Origin of the sequence: Anaerostipes faecis, from assembly GCF_910574135.1 — a bacterium.
Classification (GTDB): domain Bacteria; phylum Bacillota; class Clostridia; order Lachnospirales; family Lachnospiraceae; genus Anaerostipes; species Anaerostipes hominis.
This window is the reverse complement of the sequence record NZ_CAJSYK010000002.1, coordinates 106,708-119,095: the sequence shown is the minus strand read 5'-3', so window position 1 is coordinate 119,095 and position 12,388 is coordinate 106,708. Positions and strand designations below refer to the sequence as shown.

Annotated in this window: 16 protein-coding genes and 7 tRNA genes; 16 read left to right on the top strand and 7 right to left on the bottom strand. The window is 40.2% G+C overall.

Annotated elements, in window-relative coordinates; translation table 11 throughout:
- Window positions 1-38 precede the first annotated feature (38 nt).
- A complete protein-coding gene (locus tag QGT46_RS02325; protein ID WP_148458969.1) occupies window positions 39-1,049 on the bottom strand; it encodes an ABC transporter substrate-binding protein in 1,011 nt (336 codons plus the stop codon).
- 144 nt (window positions 1,050-1,193) lie between these two features.
- On the opposite strand from QGT46_RS02325, the gene QGT46_RS02320 reads away from it, so the two are divergent.
- On the top strand, window positions 1,194-1,481 hold the full coding sequence (locus QGT46_RS02320; RefSeq protein ID WP_006568955.1) for a YerC/YecD family TrpR-related protein: 288 nt from the start codon (window positions 1,194-1,196) through the stop codon (window positions 1,479-1,481).
- A gap of 16 nt (window positions 1,482-1,497) precedes the next feature.
- Here the strand turns inward: QGT46_RS02320 and QGT46_RS02315 are convergent, their stop codons facing one another.
- Window positions 1,498-2,106, bottom strand: coding sequence for a DUF1836 domain-containing protein (locus QGT46_RS02315; RefSeq protein ID WP_148458970.1), 609 nt, complete (start codon window positions 2,104-2,106; stop codon window positions 1,498-1,500).
- A 229-nt stretch (window positions 2,107-2,335) separates the two neighbouring features.
- On the opposite strand from QGT46_RS02315, the gene pcrA reads away from it, so the two are divergent.
- The 9 genes from pcrA to QGT46_RS02270 all read left to right on the top strand — a co-directional run bounded on the left by pcrA (window position 2,336) and on the right by QGT46_RS02270 (window position 5,948).
- Entirely contained in the window at window positions 2,336-4,543 is a 2,208-nt protein-coding gene (gene pcrA / locus QGT46_RS02310; RefSeq protein WP_148458971.1) for a DNA helicase PcrA, read from the top strand.
- 68 nt (window positions 4,544-4,611) lie between these two features.
- The gene (locus QGT46_RS02305; protein WP_095142895.1) at window positions 4,612-4,875 is read left to right on the top strand and encodes a DUF4366 domain-containing protein; all 264 of its coding nucleotides are present in this window, start codon (window positions 4,612-4,614) and stop codon (window positions 4,873-4,875) included.
- A 374-nt stretch (window positions 4,876-5,249) separates the two neighbouring features.
- Window positions 5,250-5,324, top strand: a tRNA-Pro gene (locus tag QGT46_RS02300).
- A gap of 4 nt (window positions 5,325-5,328) precedes the next feature.
- Window positions 5,329-5,399 (top strand) — tRNA-Gly (locus QGT46_RS02295).
- Between the two features lie 38 nt (window positions 5,400-5,437).
- Window positions 5,438-5,511, top strand: a tRNA-Arg gene (locus QGT46_RS02290).
- Between the two features lie 48 nt (window positions 5,512-5,559).
- Window positions 5,560-5,633, top strand: a tRNA-His gene (locus QGT46_RS02285).
- A gap of 46 nt (window positions 5,634-5,679) precedes the next feature.
- A tRNA-Gln gene (locus tag QGT46_RS02280) sits at window positions 5,680-5,751 on the top strand.
- A gap of 3 nt (window positions 5,752-5,754) precedes the next feature.
- Window positions 5,755-5,827, top strand: a tRNA-Lys gene (locus tag QGT46_RS02275).
- Between the two features lie 41 nt (window positions 5,828-5,868).
- Window positions 5,869-5,948 (top strand) — tRNA-Leu (locus QGT46_RS02270).
- A 31-nt stretch (window positions 5,949-5,979) separates the two neighbouring features.
- On the opposite strand, the gene QGT46_RS02265 is transcribed toward QGT46_RS02270, so the two are convergent.
- The 5 genes from QGT46_RS02265 to QGT46_RS02245 all read right to left on the bottom strand — a co-directional run bounded on the left by QGT46_RS02265 (window position 5,980) and on the right by QGT46_RS02245 (window position 9,044).
- Window positions 5,980-7,080 carry a site-specific integrase gene (locus QGT46_RS02265; protein ID WP_148458972.1) on the bottom strand — a complete coding sequence of 367 codons (1,101 nt, stop codon included), beginning with the start codon at window positions 7,078-7,080 and terminating at the stop codon, window positions 5,980-5,982.
- Between the two features lie 157 nt (window positions 7,081-7,237).
- The gene (locus QGT46_RS02260) at window positions 7,238-7,588 is read right to left on the bottom strand and encodes a PH domain-containing protein (protein WP_148458973.1); all 351 of its coding nucleotides are present in this window, start codon (window positions 7,586-7,588) and stop codon (window positions 7,238-7,240) included.
- A gap of 16 nt (window positions 7,589-7,604) precedes the next feature.
- Complete coding sequence (locus QGT46_RS02255; protein WP_148458974.1) at window positions 7,605-8,135, bottom strand: DUF5067 domain-containing protein; 531 nt, start codon at window positions 8,133-8,135, stop codon at window positions 7,605-7,607.
- A 48-nt stretch (window positions 8,136-8,183) separates the two neighbouring features.
- Window positions 8,184-8,615: an ImmA/IrrE family metallo-endopeptidase gene (locus QGT46_RS02250; RefSeq protein WP_301589398.1), complete on the bottom strand. Its 432-nt coding sequence runs from the start codon at window positions 8,613-8,615 to the stop codon at window positions 8,184-8,186.
- Between the two features lie 12 nt (window positions 8,616-8,627).
- Window positions 8,628-9,044 (bottom strand): helix-turn-helix domain-containing protein, encoded by a 417-nt coding sequence (locus tag QGT46_RS02245; RefSeq protein ID WP_148458975.1) that lies wholly within the window; start codon window positions 9,042-9,044, stop codon window positions 8,628-8,630.
- 186 nt (window positions 9,045-9,230) lie between these two features.
- Between QGT46_RS02245 and QGT46_RS02240 the strand changes: the two genes are divergently transcribed.
- The 6 genes from QGT46_RS02240 to QGT46_RS02215 all read left to right on the top strand — a co-directional run bounded on the left by QGT46_RS02240 (window position 9,231) and on the right by QGT46_RS02215 (window position 12,388).
- Complete coding sequence (locus tag QGT46_RS02240) at window positions 9,231-9,440, top strand: helix-turn-helix domain-containing protein (RefSeq protein ID WP_148458976.1); 210 nt, start codon at window positions 9,231-9,233, stop codon at window positions 9,438-9,440.
- Window positions 9,441-9,690: 250 nt separating this feature from the next.
- Window positions 9,691-9,918 (top strand): hypothetical protein, encoded by a 228-nt coding sequence (locus QGT46_RS02235; protein WP_148458977.1) that lies wholly within the window; start codon window positions 9,691-9,693, stop codon window positions 9,916-9,918.
- 9 nt (window positions 9,919-9,927) lie between these two features.
- A complete protein-coding gene (locus tag QGT46_RS02230) occupies window positions 9,928-10,050 on the top strand; it encodes a hypothetical protein (RefSeq protein ID WP_270433514.1) in 123 nt (40 codons plus the stop codon).
- An 11-nt stretch (window positions 10,051-10,061) separates the two neighbouring features.
- Window positions 10,062-10,784: a hypothetical protein gene (locus tag QGT46_RS02225; RefSeq protein WP_148458978.1), complete on the top strand. Its 723-nt coding sequence runs from the start codon at window positions 10,062-10,064 to the stop codon at window positions 10,782-10,784.
- A 129-nt stretch (window positions 10,785-10,913) separates the two neighbouring features.
- Window positions 10,914-11,750: a DUF1351 domain-containing protein gene (locus QGT46_RS02220; protein WP_270433516.1), complete on the top strand. Its 837-nt coding sequence runs from the start codon at window positions 10,914-10,916 to the stop codon at window positions 11,748-11,750.
- Window positions 11,751-11,752: 2 nt separating this feature from the next.
- The gene (locus QGT46_RS02215) at window positions 11,753-12,388 is read left to right on the top strand and encodes an ERF family protein (RefSeq protein ID WP_148458980.1); all 636 of its coding nucleotides are present in this window, start codon (window positions 11,753-11,755) and stop codon (window positions 12,386-12,388) included.

The window sequence follows — 12,388 nt, the reverse complement described above, 5'->3', positions numbered from 1 at the left end:
TGTCTGCAGTCTTTTTAACAGGAAATCAAAAGACAGGTTTATTTTGCTTTTTCGGCAAAAGTATTGTCGACCAGTTTATCGAATGGGACAGTGTCATCTAATTCCCCTGCGTTTTTCAGGATATCCTGAAGAAGGGCAAATCCGTCTTCACTGAACACAGGATTCTCTTTGTAGGTATCCTGATCTTTGTAGCGTTTGATGATGGTGATCAAATCGTTTTTCGATACGTCAGGGAACTGTCCGCCGATGACAGCGGCAATCTCATCCGGAGTATGTTTATTTACGTATTGCTGGCCTTTTTTGATAGCATTGGTAAAGCCCTGTATGATTTTCGGATTCTTTTTGATATAACTCTTCTTTGCACAATAAGTCGTATAAGGAACAAACCCGCTTTCCACGCCTATGGATGCAACAACATATCCTGCACCCTGTGTTTCGAGAGCGGTTGCATTGGGTTCAAATTCCACCGTAAAGTCTCCTGTGCCGCCGGAAAAAGCCCCGGATGTGTTGGCAAAGTCAATATTTTGGACCATCCTGATATCTTTTTTCGGATCAATCTTTTGTTTCTTCAGAACATACTCAAAGATCATCTGAGGCATTCCGCCTTTTCGTCCGCCAATCACTTCTTTGCCCTTGATATCGTTCCATGAGAAGTTTTTGATCTTTTTTCTGGAAACGAGGAAGTTGCCTGCGCGCTGGGTCAGCTGCGCAAAGTTGACGGCATAGTCCTGGTTTCCTTCGTTGTACTGATAGATGCTGGCTTCCGGCCCCATGAAGCCTATGTCTGCATTCCCGGAGATCAGAGCGGTCATGCTCTTATCTGCACCGAATCCTGTATCAACCTTCAGGTCAATGCCCTCATCCTTGAAATATCCTTTTTCAATGGCTACATACTGGGGAGCATAGAAGACAGAGTGGGTAACTTCGTTTAAGGTGACCTTGGTGAGCTTTTTTGTCTCTTCTTCGGATTTAGATGTTCCGCATCCGGACAAAACGCCCAGAGCCAGTACAGAAGTCAGGAACACGGCAGCAAGTTTTTTTGCTTTCATAAAAACTCCTAAAAAATACTTTATTTCATAGAGTATGCACAGCGGAAAAATCGGTGCAAATCTTCTTTACTTTAACGCGCTGATGTTGTATATTAAAACTAATCAAGCATCGAAATTTCGAAGCAGGAAAAGGAGCAGCATATTATGAGCAAAAAGATTAAAACGGAAGCCGCTAAACGGCTGTTTCAGGCGATTCTTACGTTGGAGACAGAGGAAGAGTGTTTTACTTTCTTTGAAGATTTATGTACGGTGAACGAACTGGAATCCCTGGCGCAGCGTTTTGAAGTGGCTTCTATGCTCAGGGAAAAGCATACGTATCTGGAAGTGGCAGAGAAGACGGGCGCATCCACGGCTACGATCAGCAGGGTCAACCGTTCTTTAAACTACGGAAGCGACGGATATGATTTGGTATTTAACAGAATGAAGAAATAGGCTTTCGTCTATTTCTTCATTTTTTTCTCTTTTTTTCTTTTTCTGGATCGTCAGTATAGAAATTGTCGATCATTTTCTCAATCAGCTGTTTTTTAGCATAAATATCATAGCACAAAAGTGTGATGAAGGAAAAATGCTGAAGCAGATCCCTGTCCTTTTCGTCCTCCACGAAAGCAAAAGATTCCCTGGCCTTTTTCAGGTCATCCGCCACGGATTCCGCGATTACCGGTTTCTGTCTGTGTTCCAGCTGATAAATCTCCTCATAGATATCGAAAAACGACAGTTCCCTGTCATCGTCATAAAAGTGATTTTTCAGCGGGGCCAGAAGAGACTTGATGTCTGAGATAGACATGAAGTTTTTCAGGTAATAGATATAGATTAAAAGAATCATATGATTTCTGGAGTATTTCTTTTTGCTGGAAGGCGGCAGCAGATCATTTTTTGAATAATTATTGATCATTGTTTTGGTAAAGATCTTATCTCCCTTAAACCGTGTGGAATTTTTTAGTTCTGTGTCCATAAAAGTCGTGATCTGGTCCATATAAAGGTCGATATTTGGAATATCTTCCGGTAGAATATAGTCTAATTCCAGCCACTTTGAAAGTTTTTCTTTTAAATCATCCATACATCGTCCTCCTTGATTGCATGATAACTACATTATACGGTTTTTTAAACTATATGACAAGTCTCTGATATGACATTTTCCGCAGAATTTCTGTTCCGGAGGCGGGGTGTAAAAACTCAGGCACATTTATCGCTTCTTTGTTTTGACCGGATGTAGTATAATAGTAGTTAGTCTTACCGGAAAGGAAGGTTAAACAGAAGTAGAACAGAAGCAAGAAAGGATATTACATATGAGCATATATGATACATTGAATGAACAGCAGCGGGAAGCCGTATTTTGTACGGAAGGGCCTCTGCTTCTGCTGGCCGGCGCAGGCTCAGGCAAGACAAGGGTCCTGACCCACAGGATCGCCTATCTGATCGAACAGGGAGTCAATCCCTACCACATCATGGCGATAACATTTACCAATAAAGCAGCCAGAGAGATGAGAGAGCGTGTGGATGCCCTGGTGGGTTCCGGAGCGGAACATATATGGGTCAGCACGTTTCATTCTACCTGTGTCCGCATATTGAGGAGACATATCGACAAGCTTGGCTATGACAACAGTTTTACCATTTATGACAGCGATGACCAGAAGTCTTTGATCCGGGGCATCTGCAAGCAGTTCAGGGTGGACACAAAAAGTCTGCCGGAGCGTGCCGTGATGAATGCAATCTCCTCAGCGAAAGATGAGTTTATGACACCGGGAGAATACGAGACCCGGTATAATTTTGATTTTAAGAAAAAGAAAATTGCAGAAATCTATAAGGAATACCAAAAACAGCTGAAGGCCAACAATGCCTTGGACTTTGACGATCTTTTATTTAAAACAGTAGAGCTGTTTCAGTTTCACCCTGAAGTTTTGGACTATTATCAGGAACGCTTCCGCTATATCATGGTGGATGAGTACCAGGATACAAATACCATCCAGTTTCAGCTCATCAGCATGCTGGCAAGGAAGTATCAGAATCTCTGTGTCGTAGGCGATGACGATCAGTCCATCTACAAATTCCGGGGTGCTAATATCAAAAATATTTTAAACTTTGAAGGAGTATTTCAGGATGCCGAAGTAATCAAATTGGAACAGAATTACCGCTCCACGAAGAATATCCTGAATGCCGCCAATGAAGTCATCAAAAACAATAAGGGCCGGAAAGAAAAAGCCCTTTGGACAGAAAATGACGACGGAGATTCGATTGTATTTCACCAATATGGGACAGAATATGAAGAGGCGGGACAGATCGTCGAAGAGATCGGCCGCCTGGCAAAGGATGGTGTGAACTATAAAAATATCGCGATTCTTTACCGGACCAATGCACAGTCCCGTATTTTTGAAGAGAAATTTATGATTAAAAATATTCCTTACCGGATCGTGGGCGGAATGAATTTCTATCAGAGAAAAGAAGTAAAGGACGTGATCTGTTATCTGAAGGCTGTGGACAACGGCCTTGATGATCTGGCAGTGAAAAGGATCATCAATGTTCCCCGGAGAGGGATCGGCGCGACGACCATCGACAAGGTTCAGACCTATGCGATCGAGCAGAATATAGGGTTTTTGGATGCCTGCTTTGAGGCAAGACAGATAGAATCCCTTGCCAATGCAAAGAGAAAAATCGAAAAGTTTTCAGAACTCATTGCGGATTTCAGGGAACAGGCACAGAAGGGAAGCCTGGAAGACCTGTTTCACTATATTTTGAAGCAGACAGGGTATGTAACCGGACTTGAGGCCGAGGGAACGGAAGAGGCCCTGGCCAGAATAGAAAATATCAATGAACTTCTGAATAAAATCGTTGCATATGAAGAGGCTGCGGAGGACCCTACACTTTCGGGTCTCCTCGAGGAAATCGCTCTGGTAGCAGACATCGACAGCCTGGAAGATTCAGACAACAGGGTCATCCTCATGACACTCCACAGTGCAAAGGGGCTGGAGTTCCCATATGTATTTATGAGCGGAATGGAGGACGGGATTTTCCCGAGTTATATGACCATTATCTCTGAAGACCAGGAAGAACTGGAGGAGGAGCGGAGGCTTTGTTATGTGGGAATTACCAGAGCCAAAGAACGCCTTTATCTGAGTGCCGCAAAGCGCAGGATGATGCAGGGAAGAACTCAGTTTAACAAGGTGTCCCGTTTCATCGATGAGATCCCTCAGGAGCTTTTAAAGCTGGATTACGGCGTTAATCTAAATGACAAGCGTCCGGATCATGATATTTTTTCATCCAACCGAAGGACTCAGTTCCGAAAACCGTTCCAAAAACATCAATTTGCAGAACCAAAGGCAGAGTCGCTTTCTTATGGCGCAGGCGACCGTGTGAGCCATATCAAATTCGGCCAGGGTACCGTCATGGAAATCGTCTCCGGAGGCCGGGATTATGAGGTTACGGTAGACTTTGATAAACACGGTGTAAAAAAGATGTTTGCTTCCTTTGCAAAATTAAAGAAAACCGAGCAAAATTAGAAAAAAGATTAGTAATGAAACGGGATAAGTGATATAATAAAAAAAACACATAAGAAAGGGTGAATGACATGAAAAGTTTTGACGATTTACTAAGCGCAGCAAAAGTATCAGACATTATGCACAAGAAAGACAAAGAAGATAATAAAATTGTCTGGGCTCTGGCAATCATCGGTGCAATCGCGGCAGTGGCAGGGATTGCTTATGCGGTCTACAAGTATTTGACTCCAGATTATATGGAAGACTTTGACGATGATTTCGATGACGATTTTGATGATGATTTCTTTGAAGATGAAGATGATATAAAGTTATCTGCAAAAGAGGAAGAAGAATAAAATTTACAGAGGGCATCTCAGCTGTGGGATGCCTTCTTTTTTGTTGTTCAGGAAAAAAGTTGTAAAGTTATTCAAAGTGTGAGGATTGAGCAGATGAGGCGGCCTGACTGCTTCGTATCCGAAAATTGAAATTTAGGGGGGCAGAAGCGTTATTTGAAACTTCATAATATAAAACTTTTTTTAAAAAGTATGTATAAAACTGTGGAAGAATATGCCACAAAGCGCGCAGTTATGCGGTTTAGCCCAGTTTTAAAAAAATATAAAAAAGATGTTGACTTTTGCGCGCCTGTCCAGTATAATAAATCTTGCTTGTGAGAAAGAGGGCAGCCAAACAACAGCAGTTTTGGAAAGTCTTTCAAGAAGGAATTACATATCGGGGTGTGGCTCAGCTTGGCTAGAGCGCTTGATTTGGGATCAAGAGGTCGCAGGTTCGAATCCTGTCACCCCGACTTTGCGGGTGTAGTTCAATGGTAGAACTCCAGCCTTCCAAGCTGATCACGTGGGTTCGATTCCCATCACCCGCTTTCACTTTGCGAAGCAAAGTAAAGATATTTATGCATATGAGTCTGTAGCTCAGCTGGATAGAGCAACGGCCTTCTAAGCCGTAGGTCATGGGTTCGAATCCCCTCAGGCTCGTTTTTATTTCGCTCTTTTGAAATAATAGTTTTATAGTTTATGTTTATGGTGGGTATAGCGCAGTTGGTTAGCGCGCCAGATTGTGGCTCTGGAGGCCGTGGGTTCGAATCCCATTACCCACCCTTTTTGTTTTATCAATACAGGACTACTGGATTTCCTGAAAGATAATGGGCTATCGCCAAGCGGTAAGGCACAGCACTTTGACTGCTGCATTCGCTGGTTCGAATCCAGCTAGCCCAGTACGGGTGTGTAGCTCAGGTGGTAGAGCACTTGACTTTTAATCAAGTTGTCCGGGGTTCGAATCCCCGCACGCTCACTTAGTCATCTATCATTTATAGTATAGATGGCATTTTTTATGCGGATGTGGCGGAACTGGCAGACGCGCTAGACTTAGGATCTAGTTCTTCGGAGTGCAGGTTCGATTCCTGTCATCCGCATTACAAAACCATCGTATTTACGGTGGTTCTTTTATTTCTGTGTTGTATTCGTGTTGCATAATTCTTTAAAATAGTCATTTGCCTTCTGATTCATTTCGTTTTCTTTATTTTCCAAAGTGTGTCGGTATACAGATTTTAACACAGCATCAGATCCCCATCCACCTCGCTGCATAATGTAACTGTCCGGAATCCCTAATGCATGTTGTATGGAGGCGCAGTAATGCCTAAGATCGTGGAAACGGAAATGCGGCATTTTATGCTTTTTCAAAAGCCGCATAAACTGATTTGTGATTTGCGCTGGATTCAGCTTTACTATTTTTTCGTCACATTTCATCAGCTTCTTTATGATAAAATCCGGAAATTCGATGTATCTGTCTCCGGCATAAGATTTAGGGGATTTTAAGACCCATTCGTGCTGATCGTTTAAAACCATAGTCCAGTGAACATGAACAATATTTCCAGATATATAGCTTTTCGTTAATCCGCATATCTCTCCGCGTCGCATAGGGCCAAATGCAGCAAGTAATACCGGTATTTCTAACTTAGTGCCGGCTACAAGACCGATCAGGACCTTCACGTCGTCGTCAGTGGGCGTTTTCAGGTCTGGGCGTACTTTTTTAGGCAACGTAGTTCTAAGTATAAAATCTGGGCGGTATACAGCGAATACAGCAGACAGCAGACCGTGTTTGTTTCGGATTGTCTTAGGAGAATTTTTGATTGCCAGTTTATTGACCTCAACCTGTATTTGCTCTTGCGTGATTTTAAGTATATTCATATCCATAATGTCTTGAAAATCGTTTCTGGCAGCTCTGTTGTATTCTCTGACAGTAGAGGGCGATAAGATAGACTCCCTGTTTTTCACATAATCTTTATAGGCCGCCTTTAAAGTCATATTTGCTGCGGGGTTTTTTCTTACTTTTTTGTTTAAAAGGAAGTCATTGGCCATTTTCTCGGCCTCGATTTTACCACGCTTGGTGGTGTCATCAGATGTAAAAGATTGATAGATCCTCTTTTTCTTTGGCTTTCCATCCTTATCATATATAATATTTCCCATGTCATCGGTTGCAGTGATTGAATGGCTGTACGCCTGGCACCTCCAGGATCCAGATGGAAGTCTTTTTGCTGTTGGCATTTTATATCATCCTTTCTAAATTTGAGTATAAAAATAACACCTATTGCCAGAATAGATGCCGGGATGATATAATATGAGTGCGAATCGTATTATATCAGGCATCATCCTGATAATAGTATCTTATGTGCCGTCCGGTTGCCGCCGGGCGGTTTTTGATTTACAATAAATATTCAGATATTACTTTACAGATTGATTTTACATCTACTTTCCGATCAAGTTGAATACGGAGATCACCTGCTTTTGTTTGCAATTCAATAGTAGAAGCAACTTTCCCTGATTCAACAGAATATAAAAGAATACATTTATATGGGATCACGTAAATCTTTGACTTCTTACCGGTGATTCCTTTTGCTATTCTAACGACCAACCTTTTATTTGTAAATGAAATGATATTAGTCACATCATTATATGAATGGACTATACACTCGCCATGGATCAATATACCTTGAATATCCTCATGAACTTCACATTCTTGTGAAAACACTATATTTTCTAATTCTTCAAACATTTATGTATTCCTCTGTTTATTTAAGTGCTAATAATTGTTCTTGATAAATGTCATTTGCAAGTCCATCTGTAGATTGATCAGATACCTTTAATGTGACATTATGTTTTTTATCCTGTAGTTTATATATGAAAGCTACAGTTTCACTCGTACCTTTTTGTAGCTCCTTAGAAAGATTTTCCTCTGCTTTGTTCGGAGTATCAAAATCTCCCATAGTAAAGTCACATTCTTTACCGTTTTGGAATACCTGTGGATAAAAAGTGCTTTGCGCAGACTTTGTGTCGTCTGATTTATTTGTGTATTTAAAATATATTCGAACAGCAGGTTTACCTTCACTGTCTTTTGCAACCTCATGTTTTTTGTAAACAAGGCTGCCCTCGGAATTATCAAGATTTATTTTGTCCACACCTTTTTTCTGCTCTTCCTTTTTTCCCTCTGTAGTTTTTGTTGGTTTAGTGGCTGTTGTTTTTTTATCACCAGAACTGCCACAAGCAGTTAGTGACAAGGCCATAACAGTAGCTACCCCTAATACAATGATTTTCTTTTTCATGTGTTCCTCCTTATTGTGCAGTTAATTGTTACATCCCTCTTAAGTGTATTAATAGCTGTATTGAAATTTTAGCTTTATTATTTCCTCACTGTACCCGAGGAGGGCAGAAAGCTGCCCTATTGTAAAATCTTGATATTCATAGATTATGTTATCAGAAATAATTAACTCAGTTGCAAATTTATTTGCTTGATTTTCCATTTTGTCGACAGAAATAAAGGTACTTTTCCTGAGAAATGGAGTGTTCGACCTTGGGTGCAGTACAGCATGCCCAAGTTCATGAGCACATGTTAATGTTTGTAAGTGATCTGGAAGGTTGCAGTTGATATGTATCTGTTTCATTCTCAATGGATTATTGTAATATCCATATATTTCTCCAAGATCTTCATAAAGAATACATATGTTCATAGATTTTGCAATTTCAAACGGATTTGAGGTTTTATATTTCTTTCTTAAACCTACCACAATTTCCTTAATGTTCAATAAACCACGTCCTTATTTCCTGTATTTCTTTGGTGTAAACTTCTTTTTTGCATTGATCTTTGCTATTTCTAGGCTGCTCCTTAGACTAGCTTTCAATAATTCTCTGGTTTCGTCGTCAAGGGCTTCACCAGAAAACATCAGTCCATCTTGACTTTTTTCTAAATCCTCTAATGTTTGCGTTAATAGTTTTTCAATATCTTTTTCATCTTTTCTATTTAGAGACGGATTGTAATTGCTCCCTTCCCCTGTGATAAGATATTCAACTGATACACCTAAAAACCTCGCTATTTTAATCATTTTTTCTGTGTTCGGCTTACTTTTTCCTTTTTTCCATTCTGAAAAAACTGGCGACTTTATACCAGTTCCTCTGGTCACATCAGCTGCTTTCAGCCCTTTTTCTTTTAATAATCTTTCGAATATTTCGTACATTCTTTATCACCTCTCAGGATATCTAGGAAATTCTAAAAAAAAGTGCTTGACAATATAGAGTATCCTAGATATAATGAGGATACAAGTTAGGAAATCCTAGATTTACTTAATATAATTTATGGTGATTTATATTATATAGGATTTCCTATCTAAAATCAATAAAAAAGTTAGAAAAGGAGGAATTTCATGTTTTCTTACAAAAAATTTGCAGACTTATTGTTAAAAAACAACATAACGGCTTACCAAGTAGCAAAAGATACGGGATTATATTCAACATTATTTTATGATTGGAAATCCGGGAAAAGTAACCCCAAAATCGACAAAATAAAAATTTTGTCTGATTACTTCAATGTTCCCCTTGAGTATTTTCTTGAGGAAGAAACAACAAACCAATAATAGAACATTTGTTCTATTAAATCAATGTTAAAAATTGTATGGAGGTGATACAGAAATGACAATAAGAAACTTACTCATTGATCCTATTTCATCCTTAGCTTCGACAAAATGAGTGTCATATCCATTTATGATTATTGGCTTAGAATCCATATTTCTTACTCTCCTTCCTTGTGTACTCAGCTCACCATGGCCTGTACTTAGATTATAAGGAGAAAAGGAAATATTTACAAGAGAAAGCGAGGTGATCAGAATGCCGAGGCTAGCATTATCGGACGCAGATAAAATTATCTGTTCCAAGCGGGGAGTCCTGGAAGAATACATGATGCTCCGACAAATGGATAACAAAAAGATGGCAATAAAGCTTGGAATCTCAGATGTAGCATTTAAGTATAAGCGGGAAAATCCAGGGAAATTTACCGGGATGGAACTGGCAAAGCTAAATGTTATTTTACAGATCCCAAAGGAAAAGTATATATAAGGAGGACTTATGGCAGAACAGAGAATGTCACAGGCCCTATATGCCGCTGGCTGTCTTCTGGCTCTAACCGGATACAAGACATTGGCAGTGTGTTGCTGGGCGGCAGGAGTAGCATGGAGATCAAAAATTTAGGAGGAACAGATATGAACATAGATATAACAGAGATTGTCAAAAAGAGAATAGATACTTTGGAGGCAGAAGGGACTATAGAAAAAAAGATCGCTGAAACTTTTGAAAACACAATTGTGAAAGCAGTTGAAGATTCGCTTGGCAGTTATAAACTGAGAAATACAATTGAACAGAAAATAACAGAACAGGTGTCAAAGGTCGCTGCTGATCTGGATTTCCAATCATACAACGCATTCATGATTGAGAAAATGTCTCAGATCATGAATGAGACGTGCAGGGAAGATATGTGCAAGAAAGCAGAGAAGAGATTTAGGGATTTATTCCTTTGTCAAACAAAGGAAATTAAGTTATCCAGTATTTTTGAAAAGTACAGGAAAATTGCCTGCAAAGAGGTTGAGGAGGAAGAGAAGTTTAACCGCATGGATGAAGGATGGCACTGTAAGTGTGAAATTAATGAGAAGTACGGATGGATTGACTGCGAGATGGACTACGATGACAGAGTGCACAGATATTCTTCTGATAGTGCAATTAGTTTTGCGGTGCATAAGATTCCATTTGGTTCGAAAGGAATAATAAAACACTTATATCTTGACGGACACGATATTAACGAAAGGTTTAGTTTTGGACGCCTGAATGACGTAGAATTAATGCTTGTGCAGGCTGTCATGAACGAGATCCCGATTATTATTGACGTTGAACATACATACGATATTGATAATTCATTTGATGTTAACTAGTGAGAAGGAAATATAAAAATGAAGCAAAAACTTAAAATGCCCCTTCGGAGCGGCAACTCCAACGGGGGCGGAACAAATAAAAAATATATTTATACAGTGCTATTGTAGCACAGAATGGAGGATTTAACAATGGCAGAACTTGCAGTACAGGTGAATCAAAAATTGGAAATCCAGTTTAACTATGAAGAAATAAAAGAAACGTTGGCGGCACAAATGGAACTTTATAAGGATGCGCAGTTTTCTGAGGATACTAAGAAGGATGCGAAGAAGGAAGTTGCGGCACTCCGAAAAATGAAAAAGGCCATCGAAGAGAAACGAAAAGAAGTAAAAAAACAGTGCCTTGTCCCTTATGCGGATTTTGAATCTAAGTGTAAGGAATTGCAAGGGCTTATTGACCAGCCGATTAACCTAATCTCTGGTCAGATCAATGCGTTTGAGGAAAAGAGAATACAGAAAAAAAGAGAGAAAATCCAAGAGATTTTCCAAGAGGTCTTTGAGGGGACAGAGATCCCGCTGGAGAAGGTTTACAACCATAAGTGGGAAAACAGCACCTACTCTATTCCAAAGATACAGAAAGAACTTGAGGATATGGCAGTTGAAATTTCTACAGAATTGAAGACGTTGGAAGCTCTAAATACAGATTGCAAAGAGGATGCCGTTGGAATCTACCTAAGCTCCCTGGATCTTACGGAGGCAATCTGTTATGTGAATGAATATGAAGAGACAAAACAGAAGGTGCTTCAAAAGCAGAAGGAGAAACAGAACAGTGTTCCATGGACAGAACCCATTCAGCAACCAGTGCCCGGCGAGGTGATCCAAGAGGCCGCAGCCAGCGCAGATGTACCTTTTGTGCAACCAAATACAAAGAAAGTTGCCTACACAGTCGTAGGCACAAATGAAGAACTTGAACAGATCGAAACCTATATGAATAGTGTAGGCATCTTCTTTGATCGTAGGGAGGTATAAGGATGGCGGAGAAAAAGACAATCGGGATACAGACGAAACTCCTAATGGTGCAATCGGATCTGAAAGCCCCCAAAAACCAGTTTAATAAGTTTGGAAACTACCATTATAGAAACTGTGAGGATATCTTAGAAGCGGCAAAACCATTATTGCAATCTGTTGGTGCCAACCTGCGCTTAACAGATGATGTTGTGCAAATAGGGGACCGTTTTTACATAAAGGCTACGGCGGTATTTACAGACATAGAAACTGGAGAAATGATTGAAAACGCTGCACTGGCAAGAGAATCTGTGCAAAAAAAAGGAATGGATGAAAGCCAGATTACAGGGGCAACAAGTTCTTACGCAAGGAAATATGCCCTGAACGGCCTTTTCTGCATAGACGATGTAAAAGATGCGGACCACGATGGAGGGGGACAGAAGCCACCGCAGGGGACGCAGAAGGTAAGCAAGGACATGGTGAATACGATCAATGCGGAGCTGAAAAGAACGAATATAGCAAGCGGAATTATATTAGAAACCTACAATATTAAAAAAGTTACAGATATGACAATCGAACAATTTAAAAACTTTATGATCCGAATGAAGAAAACACCCGACTATGTTCCTTCTGAAGAGGAAATACCAGATCCGAAGGAGTAA